Consider the following 16,409-nt stretch of genomic DNA (forward strand, 5'->3'; position numbering starts at 1 on the left):
CACTTATAAAATGAAATATTTTAGCAGATAAAAGGCAAAATTATGTTTAAACGCTTTAGAAGACTTAGGATAAACCCTGCAATAAGGGACATGGTTCGTGAAAATTCGCTTAGTGCAAGCGACTTTATATATCCGCTTTTTGTGGTGGAAGGCAAGGGGATAAAAAAAGAGATAAACTCTATGCCGGGTGTCTTTCAGATGAGTTTAGATGAAATTTTAAAAGAGTGCGAAGTTATCGTAAATTTGGGCATAAAGTCTATTATCTTGTTTGGAATTCCAAATTTAAAAGATAGTATCGGCTCTGACGCATTAAGTAATGATGGTATTATAGCCACAGCGCTTCGTGCGATCAAAGATAAATTTCCACACCTTGTCGTCGTAACCGACCTTTGCTTTTGCGAATACACAGATCACGGACATTGTGGAATTTTAGATCATGTTCATGAGACTGTTGATAATGATGCTACGCTTGAAATTTCAGCCAAGCAAGCGCTTATACATGCTAAAAACGGAGCTGATATGATAGCACCTAGTGGCATGATGGACGGCATTATCACGACGCTTAGAGAAGCACTTGATGAAAACGGCTATGAAAATCTGCCTGTTATGGCGTATTCGACCAAATTTGCTTCAGCGTATTACGGACCGTTTCGTGACGTAGCAGAGAGCGCGCCAAGCTTTGGCGATAGAAGAAGCTATCAAATGGACGCTGCAAACCGCTTGGAGGCAGTAAATGAGAGCTTGGAAGATGAGGCGCAAGGAGCCGATATACTCATGGTAAAACCCGCACTTGCCTACTTAGACATCATTCGTGAGCTAAGAGATGCTACAAGACTTCCCGTTTGTGCGTATAACGTAAGTGGTGAGTATGCTCTTTTAAAAGCTGGAGCAAAAGCTGGTGTGATTGATTATGAAAGAGTGATGATGGAGACCTTGCTTGGCTTTAAAAGGGCGGGTGCAGATCTGATCATAAGCTACCACGCCAAAGAGGCTGCCCAAATTTTAAGAAAAGGACTTTAAGTGAGACATTTTTTAACGTTAAACGACTTTAGTAAAGAGGAAATTATTGAAATTTTAAATTTAGCCATCGAGATAAAAAAAGAGGCTAAAGACAAAAACTATAAGCCTTATCTAAAAGAGCAAAGTCTTGCTATGATATTTGAGAAAAGCTCTACTAGGACTAGGGTGAGCTTTGATGTGGGGATGTATCAGCTTGGCGGGCATGCGATGTTTCTAAGCTCAAATGATATCCAAATCGGACGCGGTGAGCCTATAAAAGACACGGCACGCGTAATAAGTGGAATGTGCGATATGGCGATGCTTCGCGTTAATCGCCATGAGACGTTGGAGGAATTTGCGAAATTTAGTAAGATCCCTGTGATAAACGGACTTAGTGATAAATTTCATCCCGTGCAACTAATGGCCGATATGCTAACTATGATAGAGTGCGGGCTAAAAGTGGAAGAGGTAAAGGCTGCATATGTGGGAGACGAAAATAATATGACTCACTCGTGGCTGATGTTAGCTAGCAAGCTTGGCTTTGAGCTTAGAGTCGCCACGCCAAAGGGCTATGAGGTGGATGCGGAGATCTTAGCCGCGGCTCAGGAGAATGCTAAAATCTCAGGTGCTAAAATCATCATCACAAATGATATAAAAGAGGCGATAAGCGGCGCAAATGTCGTTACTACCGATACTTGGGTCTCAATGGGACAAGAGGCGGAAAAGGAAAAACGCATAAAAGAATTTGCGGGCTTTTGTGTGGATAGTGAGCTAATGAAATTAGCCGATAAAAAAGCTATATTTTTGCACTGCTTACCTGCTTACCGCGGATATGAAGTGAGCGAAGAGGTTTTTGAGGCGCATGCGGACGAAATTTTTGCCGAGGCGGAAAATAGACTGCACGCACAAAAGGGTGTAATGGTTTGGCTTGATAGGCATAGATAAAATTTGAAATGAGAAAATAATGAGTGAAAAAAATAAAAATCCACTGGCTAAAATCAACGAGATTAGCAGCTCACTTGGTATTAACGAGGATGAGAGAACGATATTTGAGATAGTGCCGACTGATAATCCAAACGAGCGTGCTTTAAATTTAAAAAGTGGCTCTTGGGATGGTGTTGAGCCTTGGTTTGGTATCGATGAAAACCAAAATTTACACACGATGGTTTCGATAAAATCCCTTTCGCAGATGATCGAAGCCTTTCGTAAACTGCAAAAAGAAAATTTTGATCTAAAGCTTGAAAAGACGATTTGGCAGAATGTTCCGATTGATTTTAGTGATGTTTGGGTTGTGGCTATGGATGAGATAAAACGCATAGCAACGAAGAAAAATGAGAAAAATTTTAGTGTTGATATTGAGAAATTAGTAAAAAACATAAAAAAAGATCATCCGAATTTATTTGTCGATATGAGCGAGATGATGAAAGCAGCTAGGAGTAAATTTAATGATTGATTTTGACGCATATGTAAAGTATTCACGCCCTGGGCCAAGATATACAAGCTATCCGACTGCGCTTGAGTTTAGTGATAAATTTGACTATAAAGCATATATAAACGAGCTTGAAAATCGTGATAAATCAAGACCTCTTTCGCTTTATTTGCACCTTCCGTTTTGTAGAAGCGCCTGTTATTTTTGCGGTTGCAATGTAATTTATACAAGTAAAGAGGATAAAAAAGAGCGATATATCGAGTATCTGGCAAAAGAGCTTGAGCTTTTATCACGTCATCTTGACACAAATGCGCCTGTGCTTCAGATGCATTTTGGCGGCGGTACTCCTACTTTTTACAATGCCGAACAACTTGATAAAATAATCCGTCTTATAAAAGCTAAATTTCCAAATTTTATGAGTGAGGCGGAGATTAGCTGCGAGATAGATCCTAGATTTTTAACCGATGAGCAACTTGATGTGCTTGTCTCGCATTGGTTTAACCGCATAAGCTACGGCGTGCAAGACTTTGATGAGAAAGTGCAAAAGGAAATTCATAGGATACAGCCTTATGAGATCACTAAAAATGCTGTAGACATGGCACGCGCAAAAGGTATAAACTCAATCAATATGGATCTTATTTATGGACTTCCTTATCAAACACTTGAGAGCTTTAAAACTACGCTTGATAAGGCTTTGACGCTAAGTCCTGATAGGCTGGCGGTGTTTAACTATGCTCATGTGCCGTGGATTAAAAAGTCAATGCGTAAATTTGATGAAGCTACGCTCCCAAGCCCAAAAACCAAACTTGAAATTTTAAAATACACGGCCGAGTTTTTTATCAAAAACGGCTATAAAATGATAGGCATGGATCACTTTGCAAAGCCAAATGACGAGCTTTTTGGCGCGCTTGCAAACGGGACTTTGCATAGAAATTTCCAAGGCTATACGACAAAGGGAGGAGCCGATCTTATCGGTATAGGACTAACCAGTATAGGTGAGGGCAAGCGCTACTACGCGCAAAATTATAAAGATATGGACGAATACGAAAAGGCCCTTGATAGCGGAATTTTACCTTACGCAAAGGGTGTTTATCTAAACGATGAAGACCTGCTTAGAAAGGCTGTTATAATGAGCCTGATGAGTAACTTCGCGCTTGATATAAAAGCGGTTGAAGCGGAGTTTAAGATAGACTTTTTTGATCACTTTAATGGGGAGCTAAAAGAGCTTGAGAATTTGAGTGAATTTGTTAGCGTTACGCCCGATAAGATCAGCGTAAACGAGACCGGCACACTCATAATCCGCAATATCGCTATGTGTTTTGATGAATATATGATAAAATTTAAAGATAGTAAAAATAGCTTTTCAAAGACGATATGATGTTTAAATTTAGTGAAATTTCAGACAAATGTGTAAAATGCGGCAAGTGCATACAGGTTTGCACTATCCACAATATAAATAGCGATGAGGTAACGAGCCCAAGGGGTTTTTTGGATCTTTTAGGCGCTTACGAGCGAGGTGAACTCAACCTTGATAAAAATGCAAAAAATATATTTGAGAGCTGTTTTTTATGCACCAACTGCGTAGATGTCTGCCCAAATTCCTTGCGCGTGGATACGGCGATAGAAAATGTCAGAAAAGATCTAGCAAATAAATACGGCATAGCTTGGTATAAAAAGGCGTTTTTTTGGCTGCTTCGCTACCGCAAGATAATGGACTTTTGCGCTAAAATGGGCTATGTCTTTCAAAGCTGTGCGTTTAAGATAAAAGAGAGCACGATGACGCCACGCTTTAGCCTGCCGATGGTAAAAAAAGAGAGGCTATTTCCGACCGCTAAAGGCAAGAGCTTTTTAAATTCGCATGAGGAATTTATAGATAATGGCGGCGAAAAGACTATAGGAATATTTATCGGCTGCATGGGAAACTACGCATACACAAGCATTGGTGAGAGCTTGCTAAAAATAGCTCGCGAGCTAAAACTAAACGTGCATTTGATGAAAAAGCAAGCTTGTTGTGGCGCACCGGCGTATTTTACGGGTGATTTTGCGACGGTTGAGGTTTTGGCTAAGCGAAATATTGAGTATTTTGAAAGCCTGAGAGATAAGATAGATGCTATCATTATCCCTGAAGCGACCTGTTCTGCAATGGTTAAGGTTGATTACGAGCATTTTTTCCACGATAATGACGAGTGGCGAGAGAGAGCCAAAGAGATAAGTAAGAAAATTTTCCTAGCCACCGAGTATCTTGAGAAAGAGACAAATTTGGCGCAAATTCTGGCAAGCAAAGGCAAAAGATTAGAGAGTGTGACGTATCATGATGCTTGTCATGCTAGAAAAATGCAAGGAGTTTATAAAGAGCCTCGTAAACTTTTAGCGCAAAATTACGATATAGTAGAGATGAGCGATCCAAATGAGTGTTGTGGATTTGGCGGAGTGACGATGCAAGCGGAGAAGTATCATCTAAGTCGTGCGGCAGGACAAAGAAAAGCCGCAATGGTAAATGATACCAATGTGAAATTTGTAAGCGCCGAGTGCAGTGCTTGTAAGATGCAAATTTCAAATGCGCTTCACATACACGGCTCAAATGTTAAATTTGAAAATCCGATAGATCTGATCGCGGCGAATTTGTAAAATTCAAACGAATTTATGTATAATTGGGCATTTTCGTATATAAAATGCCTATAAATTTTTAGAAAAAAGGAAATTTCTATGAAAAAGATATTTATCGTAGGAATGATAGTTGCGGCTACGATTTCTTCCGCTAAAGACCTAACGTATAGGGTGTTTTTAGGTGCGTTTACCCAGTCTGAAAACGAGACTAAGCTAACTAACGTAAAACAAAATATAAAAGATATAATTTCACAAGACGAAAGACTTAGTTTTGGCAGTTATGCTGAAAATGGCAGGGAATTTCTTTACGTCGATACTTCTGCAATTTCGGCCTCTGAAGCAGATAATATACTAACAAACCTAAGAGCGACACCTGGCTATAGCGACGCTTACATGAAGATCAAAAGTGAAAATTTTACAAATTTAAGCAAAACCGATATCGCTGATACCAAGAAAGCTAAAGAAAGCTTTTTGGTTCAAACTAGTCAATCAAATTTTGCCTCAACACAAACAAATGGCACTGATAAAAATAGTGCAGTAACGCTAAATGAAGTTATAAAAACCGTTCTTAGTGAAAATCCAAGCTTAAAAGAGACGGAGTATAACTACCTTCAAGTTGGTAAAGATCTAAATATCGCCAAAAACGCCTACTATCCAACGCTTGATGCTCAAGCTTCGGTTGGGCATGAAAGAAGACGCTTGGATAATGATACGAACACAAGAACCGGCAACGGTAGAATTTCAAGCGCAACACTTACTTTAGTTGAAAATTTATACAATGGCGGAGCCGATAAAAATAGGATAAATTCTCAAAGCGCGCGTCTTGACTCTGCTGCTTATAGCGTGGCACAAAGAGCCGACAGACTTGCTCTTGAGATGGTAAATGCTTATGTTGAAGTTATAAAAACTAAGAAAATTTTAGACATAGAAGACTTAAATGTTAAAAATCACGAAGAAATTTACTCACAGATAAAAGATAGGGCACAGTCTGGATACGGTATAGCTTCAGAAGAGCGCCAAGCAGGATCTAGGTATACCTTGGCGCAGTCAAATTATATTTCTGCGGCAAACAATTATGAAGATGCAGTTTCTACTTTTGAGAGATTATACGGTAAAAAGCTTTTTGCTCAAAATTTAATCGAGCCTGAATTTAATATACCTCTACCGACCAACGAGCAGGCGGTCTATGATAGAGCTTTACTATGCAACCCATCTCTTTTGGTTCAAAGATCAAATGTTGCGATGGCGGAGTCTGTGGTGAAAGAAAAAAATGCACCGTTTTTACCAAAAGTAGATCTTGTGGTATCTGGCGGGTATGATCATACTGATGTGTTATATAATAACTACGAAGATCAAAGCGTAAATGCGCTTGTGAGGTTTAACTATAACCTTTATAATAAAGGAAATGATAAGCTAGACAAAGAAAAGAGTCAGCTGGCTGTTAGACAAGAGCAGCAAGCCCTTGAAACCCTAACAAGAGAGCTTAGAGAGTCGCTTAAGTTTTCATGGCAAAGCTATGAACTCGAGCAAAAAAAGATGTCGTATCTTGCTCAACACGTCGAATATGCAAAGGCAACGCTTGACGCATATCAGGACGAATTTAAGATAGGTCGTCGTGATCTTATAAATTTACTTGATGCAGAGAGTGAGTATAACACTGCGTTAAAAGAGATTATCAATACCGAAACGGCTTTAATCTATGCAAAATACAGACTTCTTGATAATATGGGTTTGCTAGCTGATAGCTTTGAGCCGGGATTTGCTAAAAGATATATTCAAGGTGCTTGCAGTATCCAAAATGATTTAAAGTAAAAATTTATGCCTAAAAAGGTAAAAAATTCTTTAGCAAGAGCGTTTTTAGCGGCTCTTGCCTTACTATTTTGCGTTAGCGCCATAGGCGAATTTATCCAGTCAACAACTATAGCTAATGTTTCTAAGATATATGGCGAAAATGCCAAAAGACGAGTTGTAGCGCTAAATGCCTTAATGAATTCACTCAAAAACGAATCCGAGCAAGAAAAATTAAAAAAAGTAAATGAATTTTTTAACTCTTTAAGATGGGCTAATGATATGGAAGTTTGGGGCAAAAAGGATTATTGGGCTACTAGGATGGAATTTTTAGGCAAAGGGGCCGGGGATTGTGAGGACTTTGTTACGGCAAAGTATTTTACTCTAAAACAGCTTGGTGTTCCTACGAGTAAGCTTTATTTTACCTATGTTAAAGCTCTTAAATTTAACCAAGCACACATGGTGCTTTCTTATTATGAGACACCAAAGTCGGTGCCGCTTATCTTAGATAATATCAACGGTAATATCAAAATAGCAACACAAAGAACAGACCTAGCTCCGGTCTATAGTTTTAATGGTGATTCGCTTTACCTTGCAAAACAAGAGGGGCTTGGGCAGGTTGTTCCTGGTGGAAACAAAAAGCAAAATCCAAAATGGATGGAATTAATAGACAAAATGAAAAAAGAGGGACTATGACACTTTTTAAACAGATAATAGTAGCTACGACACTGTTTAGTTTCGTGATATTTGGCGCGGTTGGGTATTTAAATTTTAAAAGTCTAAATACCTACATAGCAGACCAACTTGGAGCAAATGCAAGACATACTGCAAATTCGCTAGGACTTGCGCTAAAGCCTGTTATAGATCCTAACGATATGTCTATGGCGGAGACTATGATAAATTCCATGTTTGATAGTGGGTATTATCAAAATATCACACTAAAAGGCGTGGATGATGAAATTTTGATCGAGCGAGCGCAAGATATACAAGTCGTCAGTGTTCCGGAGTGGTTTTTAAATTTAACCAAATTTACGGCTCCTATCGAAAGCAGTGAGATAATGACTGGTTGGACGAAATTCGGCACGCTTTATGTTCAAAGCAGTGCAGGACTTGCATACTATGAGCTTTATAACAATATGAAAGAGATGTTTGGCTTTTTGCTGGCAATGATGGTTTTGGCTATTTGTGCGACTTACTTTGGGCTTAAAACGATATTTAGACCCCTTGTTAAGGTGCGAAATCAAGCCGAGGCCATACTTGATAATAAATTTTTGATCCAAGATAAAATTCCTTTTACCACCGATCTTCGTCAAATGGTTTTGGCTATGAACTCCATGGTTGCAAAGGTGCAAGATATATTTGAGCAAGAGGCAAAAACACTTGATAGATACCAAGAACTCCTTTATAAAGATGCTCTTAGTGGCATGTATAATAGACGTTATTTTCAGACTAAATTTAACGAATACATCGCAAGTGAGGAGTATTCAAGCGGATCTATGGTGCTTTTGAGCTTTAAAGAGCTTGCAAATTTGAAGAAGAATTTAGGTTTTGAAAAATGGCAAAGTTTTGTTATCAAGATAGCAAATATCTTAGAAACTGAGCTTGAAGATAGCAAATATAGCGGTGTTGCAGCACGGTTAAACGATGATGACTTTACGCTTTTAATGCCCGCGGTAACTTCAAGCGGTGTTGCTACTTTGGTTGAAAGTATCATGAAAGAGATTAAAAAAGAGAGTGAGAATTTTGATATAGATCAAAACGAGCTTTTAGTAAATGCCGCGATAGTTGAATTTAAGCCAAATTCCGGGCTAAAGACCATCCTAACTACGGCAGACATAACTCTTGCAGATGCAAAAGAGCTTGGAAATTTCAAATACAAAATTTTCAAAGATGATAGTGCAGCGCTAATTATAGGCAAGGAAAAATACCGCGATCTAATATCAAAATCCATGAAAAACGATAAATTTAAATTTGCTTCTCAAAAAGTGGGTGATGAAAATGGATTTGAACAATACGAACTTTATTTACGTCTTGTTGATGATGAGGGCAAATGGCAGTCGGCGAGCTACTTTATGCCGATGGTTAAGGAGCTTGACTTAAGTGCGACGCTTGATCTTCATATATTAAATAGAATAGCTGAAATTTTACCAAATAAAATTTTACCAAACGGCTCGCTGGCTATAAATTTAGGTAAAGAAATTTTAACTTCACAAGATAGTTTTATTAGGCTTGAGGCGGCTCTTAAAAGGATAAGTGCAAATTCTAAATTTAAAAACTATATAGAAATTCCAAATAAAGACGATATGAGTATACAAAGCATTGTTAGATTAACGCAGAAATTAAAAGAGCTTGGCTTTGGCTTTGGCTTTGACCATTTTGGGCTTGATGCAAAAAGTATAGAGAAATTAAAAATTTTAAGCCCGGATTATGTTAAAATTCAAGCAGGCAACATCATAGACTTCTTTAGCGAAAACGGCAGTGAGCAAACAAGACGTTCACTTGAAGTTATAATGAGTTCAAAAGGCATAAAATTAATTGCTATCGGCGTTGAAAACGAGGAGCAAAAAAACAAGCTAATCGAGCTTGGTGTTATAAATATGCAAGGATTTTATATAGATGAGATTAAAAATATCGGATAGTGCCCATGAGTAATGAGAAGACAAAAGACGAGCTACTTCAGTGTTTGGTTATATTTACCAAGCTTCATAACAACCCTTATAGTGCCGATGCGCTAACTACCGGACTTCCTGTTCAAGACGGAGAAGAGGTTGAGCTTTTTTCGATCGATGGCTCTAAGTCTCTTTTTTCTCGTGCGGCTTCTAGAGCCGGCTTTTCTTCAAGCATAGTTAAAAAACGCATAGAAGAAATTTCTCCTTTAGTTTTGCCTTGTATCTTGATGCTTAGGGGCAAAAAGGCATGCATACTTCAATCGATTAGTGCTGATAAAAAACGAGCAAAGATAATAACTCCCGACTCAAGTTCTGGCACAAATGAGATCGAGATAGATAAGCTTAAAGACGAATACCTTGGTTATGCTTACTATCTAAAGCGTAAATTTACTCCAGAGGATACAAATGCAACTCGTCTTGTGGATACGGGTAAAGAGCATTGGTTTTGGGGCACGATAAAGCGTTCTAAAAAAATTTACATCGATGTTATTTTGGCTAGTTTACTGGTAAATTTATTTGTTCTAGCAACTCCATTGTTTACAATGAATGTTTACGATAGAGTTGTGCCAAACAACGCAGTAGAAACACTTTGGGTCTTGGCTCTTGGCGTGGCGATAATTTACATTATTGACTTGTTTTTAAAATTTATACGCTCTTATTTTTTAGAAGTTGCCGGCAAAAAGAGTGATATTATCATGAGCTCGATGCTTTTTGAGCGCGTTATGGACATGAAATTTAGCAACAAGCCAAAGTCAGTGGGCTCATTTGCAAACAACTTGCGAGAATTTGATACGGTTAGAAATTTTTTCTCATCAGCCTCTATTGCCGCACTTGTGGATCTGCCTTTTGCTTTTATATTTTTAGTGGTTACGTATTTTATCGGTGGATATTTAGTGCTTGTGCCTATTATTATTATAATTTGCATACTTTGTTATACATTTTTTATAAAAGATCCTTTGCAAAATGCCACAAAAAGCACTTTTGAAGCCTCGGCTGCTAAAAACGGAATTTTGATAGAGAGTTTAAGTAGTCTTGAGACGATAAAGACTTTGGGTGCCAACGGGCATATTCAGTGGCACTGGGAAGAGGCAACGGGCGAGATAGCTACTAGAAATATCAAATCAAAAATGATAACTACCTCTATCACGACTGTTACTACGTTTTTGGTTCAACTTAATACCATTGCTATCATTGTTCTTGGTGTTTATATGATAGAGGCTGTTGAGCTTACCATGGGTGGGCTTATAGCCTCAGTCATGCTTGCCTCAAGGGCTATCGCACCTATGGGGCAAGTAGCTTCGTTGGCGGCAAATTTCGAGCAGACAAAGACCGCTTACGCAAGTCTTGATAAGATAATGCAAATGCCTGTTGAACGCCCGGAAGGAAAGAAATTTGTAAGAAGAAATTCTTTTGAAGGAAAGATAGAATTTAAAAATGTAAGCTTTACTTACCCGGACACTACAAAAGGATCACTTGATAGGATAAATTTTGTTATAAGACCAGGCGAAAAGGTAGGTATCATAGGCAAGAACGGCTCAGGAAAAACAACCATACAAAAGCTTATTTTAGGTCTTTATTCGCCAACTGACGGCTCTGTTTTAATTGACGGTATAGATATAAACCAAATCGATCCTGCAGACCTTAGAAGAAATATCGGTTATGTTCCGCAAGATGTTGTTTTATTTAAAGGCACCGTTCGTGAAAATATCGTACAAAAAGCACCTTATGTAGATGATATACAAATCATCAAAGCAGCCAAAATCAGTGGTATTGACGAGTATGTAAATGCTCATCCTCTTGGATTTGACATGCCTGTCTACGAAAGAGGCGACGGCATAAGCGGTGGTCAGCGTCAAAGTATAGCGGTGGCTAGGGCATTTTTGCTTGATAGCCCGATCATTTTGCTTGACGAGCCGACAAATTCGCTAGACAACACGGTAGAAAACAAGCTAAAAATAAATTTAAAATCAAACACAGTCGGAAAAACCATGTTGTTGGTAACACACAGGACATCTATGCTTGAGCTTGTAGATAGACTAATAGTTATCGATAATGGTAAAATTTTACTAGACGGTGTAAGAGATGATGTTTTAGCAAAACTTGGCGGGAAGTAGATATGCAAGAAAAAGAAAATGTAAAAACAAGACAAGATCATATCAAAAATCAAGAGTCGGCTTGTGAAGAAATTCTTAATAGTATAAAAAATATAAAAGGCAATATTCAAAAAAATGAATATGACTCAAATGATCTAAAATTTATGTCAAGCCTTTCAGAAGCAGTCCTTGCAAGAACCACATCAAGCTCTAAGATGTTGCTTTATGTAATAGGCGCAACGATCTTTTGGCTTTTGGTTTGGGGGTCACAGGCGCAAATCGATGAGATAACAAGAGGAGATGGCAAGATAATACCATCCGGCAAAAACCAAGCCATTCAAAATTTAGAAGGCGGAATCATCGAAGAAATTTTAGTAAAAGAGGGTGATGAGGTCAAAAAAGATCAGGTTATAGTCAAAATAGATAATAAAAATTTCGTAAGTAGTTATGGCGAGTCACAGCTTAGATTCAATGAGTTGATGGCAAAATTTTTAAGACTTGATGCCGAGTCAAACGATACAACCTTTGTATATGACGAAGTTAGAGATGCGAATAACACAAAAGCTATACAGTATGAGATAAGTCTACATAACTCAAATATGGAGCATCTAAACGAACAGATAGGAATTTTAAACGAGCAAATCGCCCAACGAGAAAACGAGTTGGTTGAGCTACAAAACAAGATCGAGCAAGCTCAAGCAGGATATAACCTCACGCTTAAGGAAAAAGCTATCATGGATCCGGTGTTTAAAAAAGGGCTTGTTAGTCAGATAGAATACATCCAATTACAAAAAAAGTTAAGCGACTTAAAAGGCGAACTTGATGCGTCAAGACTAGCCGTCCCGCGCGTGGAATCAACCATAAAAGAGGCTAGAAACAAAATAACCGAAGCAAGACTTGCCTTTAAAAATAAGGCCAAAGCCGAGTTAAACGAAGTTTCAGCTGAGATAGCCCGTATAAGTGAGTCGCAGATAAATTTAAGTGACAGAGTAGATAGGACAAATGTTCGCTCTCCTGTAAACGGTATCGTAAGCAAGCTTATGGTACATACGGTATCAGGTGTTATAAAACCAGGTGAAAACATCGCAGAGATCGTGCCGCTAGAAGATAAGCTTATAGCAGAAGTCAAGGTAAAACCTGCCGATGTGGCGTTTTTAAGACCGGGACTTGAAACGATGGTTAAATTTACGGCTTACGACTTTAGTATATATGGGGGATTAAAGGGTGAGGTTATGCAAATAAGTGCAGACACCGAAACTAACGAAAAAACAGGAGAAAGCTACTACCTGGTTCGCATAGAAACTGAGAAAAATTATCTAGGTAGCGAAGAAAAACCTTTGCGGATAAAAGTAGGCATGATAGTGTCGGCAGATATCATAACCGGTAAAAAGACCGTGCTTGACTATCTTTTAAAGCCGATTTTAAAGGCTAAAAATAACGCATTAACGGAAAGATAATGAGAAGTGCTTTTTATGATTTTAATTTTAACGAGTGTGAAATTTTAAAACCTTTAAATTTGAGAGAATTTGTTATTATTAAACATGAAAGTGGTTGCGATCTTGTGGATGAAAGCATAGAAGAGTTTGTATTTGCGGATTGCGTAAAAAATTTTAGCGAGCTTACCGTTAGTGAAAGTAACAACTTATTTGATGGTTTAAACATAAAAGATGAGATCATAAAAAGCCTAAAAATAATTATAAAAGGCTATAATGAAAGCACCGATAGTATAAATTTTGACCTTGATAAAATAAATTTAAACGCTCCGTATAGATACGCGATAACGAGCAATGGCTTTGAGATGAGTATGACCTTAAATGAAAAAGCTGATCGAGTGATTGATTTTTTACGTAGCATAGAGTGTAGTTTTGACGATGGCTGTAAGCATGATGTTTTAATATATATAAATGATGAAATTTTATGCAGTAATGCAAACTGCGATAAAAAGGTGCAAGATGAAGATAGTTTTACTCACGCAAAATAGATCGTTGCAAAATTTATGGCAGGGGTATGCATTAGCCAAAGATATAAAATTTGTAAATAGCAAAAGAGATTTTTTAAGTGCGTTAAACCAAGAAGATCCGGATATCGCCATAGTTGATGTGGCAACTATCAAGGGAAGTGCTAGTGAATTTATGCTTGAAATTTTTGATTTTTGTGCCAAATTAAGAATTTTATTTATTGCAAATGAGCCAAAATTTGCTCAAGGTAAAGCACTTTTAACGCTTGGAGCAAAAGGATACGCAAACTCTCACATGCAAGAAATTCACGTAAATGATGCTATAAAAACTATACAAGAAGACAAAGCGTGGCTTTATCCTGAGTTTATCCAGGAGATGATAACAGAAATGACTAGCGGTCAAAAAAATGATTTAGAAGTAAATGAATCCAGTCTTGCAAATTTAAGTGAACGCGAAAAAGAGATGGCGCAACTCATATATGAAGGCTTGAGTAATCAAAAAATATCAGAGCAAACAGGTATAACCTTACGCACGGTAAAAGCCCACACTGCTTCTATATATAATAAATTAGGCGTGAAAGATAGGATAGGGCTTGTTCTTTTAATGCAAAAGAACAGCTAAATTTATATAATAAATTTGAAAGACTAGTCTTCCAAATCAATATCTATTTTTTCTAAATTTGTATTTATGCTTTTTGTGTTTTCGCGTATGTCGTGTTTATTTTCTTCTATGAGGGCTCTGTTTTTTTCTATGAGATTGCGATTTTGTTTTATGCCTTCGCTATTTTGTTCTATTAATTTACTCAGTATGGTTATTCTTTTTTCATATCTTATCATCAAAAAGTATATCGCGTAAATTAACATTAATATAATAATCCATGGTAAAAATTGCATTATGTCGTCCTTTTTTAAAAATTTAAATGTTATTATATGGCTTTACTTTTTAAAAAAAATTAAATTTTTATTTTTTCGCAAAAAAATATAAAAAATGCAAAAATAGCCTTGACTTTTAATTTTATTTCATGTATAATTCCCACTTCACAAACAGTGGGGTGCTGGTGTAGCTCAGTTGGTAGAGCTACTGCCTTGTAAGCAGTGGGTCGGCGGTTCAAGTCCGTTCACCAGCTCCATTTTTTGTAACAGTGTTTGACCAGAAAAACCAAGCAATACTTTTTTAATTAAAGGGTGAGATACTCAAGCGGCCAACGAGGGCAGACTGTAAATCTGCTGACTATGTCTTCCGTGGTTCGAATCCACGTCTCACCACCATGCTATTGCGGGAGTAGCTCAGTTGGCTAGAGCATCAGCCTTCCAAGCTGAGGGTCGCGGGTTCGAGTCCCGTTTCCCGCTCCAAGATTGGATATCAGACTGGGAGCTGTATAGTTATTTTTATTACCTAACACAGTATTCAGTTTATAGTATCCAAAAGTTTAGTTGTTTGTATTGTTAAGCAAAAGTCGTCTCAGCCAAGCGTTAAACGCTCATATGGCTCAGAGGTAGAGCACTTCCTTGGTAAGGAAGAGGTCGCGGGTTCAAGTCCCGCTATGAGCTCCACTGGTTTATACGACATTTGGCTGCAAGATAATGCAAATTTAAAGATGAGACACATATCATAACGGAGGAAAAGATGGCTAAAGAAAAATTTTCACGCAACAAGCCACACGTAAACATCGGTACTATCGGTCACGTTGACCATGGTAAAACAACTTTAACAGCTGCTATTTCTGCTGTTCTTTCAAGAAAAGGTCTTGCTGAGCTTAAAGATTATGATAATATCGATAACGCTCCAGAAGAGAAAGAGCGTGGTATTACTATCGCAACTTCACACATTGAGTATGAAACTGAAAATCGCCACTATGCACACGTTGACTGCCCAGGCCACGCCGACTATGTTAAAAACATGATTACAGGTGCTGCACAAATGGACGGTGCGATTCTAGTTGTTTCTGCTGCTGATGGCCCAATGCCACAAACAAGAGAACATATCCTACTATCTCGTCAAGTTGGCGTTCCATACATCGTTGTTTTCATGAACAAAGCTGATATGGTTGACGATGCTGAACTTCTTGAATTAGTTGAGATGGAAATTCGTGAACTTCTAAACGAATACAACTTCCCGGGCGATGACACTCCAATCGTTGCTGGTTCAGCACTTCAAGCTCTTAACGAAGCCAAAGAAGGTAAAGATGGTGAGTGGTCAGCAAAAGTTATGGAGCTTATGGCAGCAGTTGATAGCTATATTCCAACTCCTGTTCGTGCTACAGATAAAGACCTTCTTATGCCTATTGAGGACGTTTTCTCAATTTCAGGTCGTGGTACAGTTGTTACAGGTAGAATCGAAAAAGGTGTTGTTAAAGTAGGTGACACTATTGAGATCGTTGGTATCAGAGACACTCAAACTACTACAGTTACAGGCGTTGAGATGTTTAGAAAAGAGATGGAGCAAGGCGAAGCTGGCGATAACGTAGGCGTTCTTCTTAGAGGTACTAAGAAAGAAGACGTTGAGCGCGGTATGGTTCTTTGTAAGCCAAAATCAATCACTCCTCATACAAAATTTGAGGGCGAGGTTTATATCTTAACTAAAGAAGAGGGTGGTCGTCATACTCCATTCTTTAACAACTATAGACCACAATTTTATGTAAGAACAACAGACGTTACAGGTTCTATCACACTTCCTGAGGGAACTGAGATGGTTATGCCTGGTGATAATGTAAGAATTTCTGTTGAACTTATCGCTCCTGTAGCTCTTGAAGAGGGTACACGTTTTGCGATCCGTGAGGGTGGTAGAACAGTTGGTTCAGGCGTTGTTTCTAAAATACTTGCATAATTAAATTAATAACATTAAAGAGCGACTTGTTCGCTCTTTT

General features: G+C 38.1%; 14 protein-coding genes and 4 tRNA genes. 17 read left to right on the top strand and 1 reads right to left on the bottom strand.

Going from position 1 to position 16,409, the window contains the following annotated elements; translation table 11 throughout:
• Nucleotides 1-42: 42 nt before the first annotated feature.
• The 12 genes from hemB (at nucleotide 43) to CCAL5182_RS05715 (ending at nucleotide 14,164) form a co-directional block, all read left to right on the top strand.
• Nucleotides 43-1,020: a porphobilinogen synthase gene (gene hemB / locus CCAL5182_RS05660; RefSeq protein ID WP_169937743.1), complete on the top strand. Its 978-nt coding sequence runs from the start codon at nucleotides 43-45 to the stop codon at nucleotides 1,018-1,020.
• On the top strand, nucleotides 1,021-1,944 hold the full coding sequence (gene argF, locus CCAL5182_RS05665) for an ornithine carbamoyltransferase (RefSeq protein ID WP_336610486.1): 924 nt from the start codon (nucleotides 1,021-1,023) through the stop codon (nucleotides 1,942-1,944). It abuts the gene before it with no gap.
• A gap of 19 nt (nucleotides 1,945-1,963) precedes the next feature.
• On the top strand, nucleotides 1,964-2,452 hold the full coding sequence (locus CCAL5182_RS05670) for a DUF2603 domain-containing protein (RefSeq protein ID WP_169972243.1): 489 nt from the start codon (nucleotides 1,964-1,966) through the stop codon (nucleotides 2,450-2,452).
• Entirely contained in the window at nucleotides 2,445-3,806 is a 1,362-nt protein-coding gene (gene hemN / locus CCAL5182_RS05675) for an oxygen-independent coproporphyrinogen III oxidase (RefSeq protein WP_336610487.1), read from the top strand. The genes CCAL5182_RS05670 and hemN overlap by 8 nt, the downstream gene beginning before the upstream one ends.
• A complete protein-coding gene (locus CCAL5182_RS05680) occupies nucleotides 3,806-5,056 on the top strand; it encodes a (Fe-S)-binding protein (RefSeq protein WP_170016745.1) in 1,251 nt (416 codons plus the stop codon). Before hemN ends, CCAL5182_RS05680 begins: the two co-directional genes overlap by 1 nt.
• A 78-nt stretch (nucleotides 5,057-5,134) precedes the next feature.
• Complete coding sequence (locus tag CCAL5182_RS05685) at nucleotides 5,135-6,847, top strand: TolC family protein (protein WP_336610488.1); 1,713 nt, start codon at nucleotides 5,135-5,137, stop codon at nucleotides 6,845-6,847.
• Nucleotides 6,848-6,853: 6 nt separating this feature from the next.
• Nucleotides 6,854-7,519 (top strand): transglutaminase-like cysteine peptidase, encoded by a 666-nt coding sequence (locus CCAL5182_RS05690; protein WP_169937755.1) that lies wholly within the window; start codon nucleotides 6,854-6,856, stop codon nucleotides 7,517-7,519.
• Nucleotides 7,516-9,462, top strand: coding sequence for a bifunctional diguanylate cyclase/phosphodiesterase (locus CCAL5182_RS05695; RefSeq protein WP_336610489.1), 1,947 nt, complete (start codon nucleotides 7,516-7,518; stop codon nucleotides 9,460-9,462). The genes CCAL5182_RS05690 and CCAL5182_RS05695 overlap by 4 nt, the downstream gene beginning before the upstream one ends.
• 5 nt (nucleotides 9,463-9,467) lie before the next feature.
• A complete protein-coding gene (locus CCAL5182_RS05700) occupies nucleotides 9,468-11,606 on the top strand; it encodes a type I secretion system permease/ATPase (protein WP_336610490.1) in 2,139 nt (712 codons plus the stop codon).
• Nucleotides 11,607-11,608: 2 nt separating this feature from the next.
• Nucleotides 11,609-13,042, top strand: a complete 1,434-nt coding sequence (locus CCAL5182_RS05705; protein WP_336610491.1) for an HlyD family type I secretion periplasmic adaptor subunit — start codon at nucleotides 11,609-11,611, stop codon at nucleotides 13,040-13,042.
• Nucleotides 13,042-13,566, top strand: coding sequence for a DUF5416 family protein (locus CCAL5182_RS05710; protein WP_170016751.1), 525 nt, complete (start codon nucleotides 13,042-13,044; stop codon nucleotides 13,564-13,566). Before CCAL5182_RS05705 ends, CCAL5182_RS05710 begins: the two co-directional genes overlap by 1 nt.
• A complete protein-coding gene (locus CCAL5182_RS05715; protein WP_169937765.1) occupies nucleotides 13,538-14,164 on the top strand; it encodes a helix-turn-helix transcriptional regulator in 627 nt (208 codons plus the stop codon). Before CCAL5182_RS05710 ends, CCAL5182_RS05715 begins: the two co-directional genes overlap by 29 nt.
• Nucleotides 14,165-14,187: 23 nt before the next feature.
• Here the strand turns inward: CCAL5182_RS05715 and CCAL5182_RS05720 are convergent, their stop codons facing one another.
• Complete coding sequence (locus CCAL5182_RS05720; RefSeq protein ID WP_194239127.1) at nucleotides 14,188-14,436, bottom strand: hypothetical protein; 249 nt, start codon at nucleotides 14,434-14,436, stop codon at nucleotides 14,188-14,190.
• Between the two features lie 160 nt (nucleotides 14,437-14,596).
• Here CCAL5182_RS05720 and CCAL5182_RS05725 point away from each other — a divergent pair.
• From CCAL5182_RS05725 to tuf, 5 genes are all read left to right on the top strand, one after another.
• Nucleotides 14,597-14,672: transfer RNA gene (locus tag CCAL5182_RS05725), tRNA-Thr, on the top strand.
• Between the two features lie 54 nt (nucleotides 14,673-14,726).
• Nucleotides 14,727-14,811 (top strand) — tRNA-Tyr (locus CCAL5182_RS05730).
• Nucleotides 14,812-14,818: 7 nt separating this feature from the next.
• Nucleotides 14,819-14,895, top strand: a tRNA-Gly gene (locus CCAL5182_RS05735).
• A gap of 126 nt (nucleotides 14,896-15,021) precedes the next feature.
• Nucleotides 15,022-15,096: transfer RNA gene (locus CCAL5182_RS05740), tRNA-Thr, on the top strand.
• Nucleotides 15,097-15,169: 73 nt separating this feature from the next.
• The gene (tuf, locus tag CCAL5182_RS05745; protein WP_169937767.1) at nucleotides 15,170-16,369 is read left to right on the top strand and encodes an elongation factor Tu; all 1,200 of its coding nucleotides are present in this window, start codon (nucleotides 15,170-15,172) and stop codon (nucleotides 16,367-16,369) included.
• Nucleotides 16,370-16,409 lie beyond the last annotated feature (40 nt).

Source organism: Campylobacter sp. 7477a (genome assembly GCF_014892335.1).
GTDB classification, from domain to species: Bacteria; Campylobacterota; Campylobacteria; order Campylobacterales; family Campylobacteraceae; genus Campylobacter_A; species Campylobacter_A californiensis.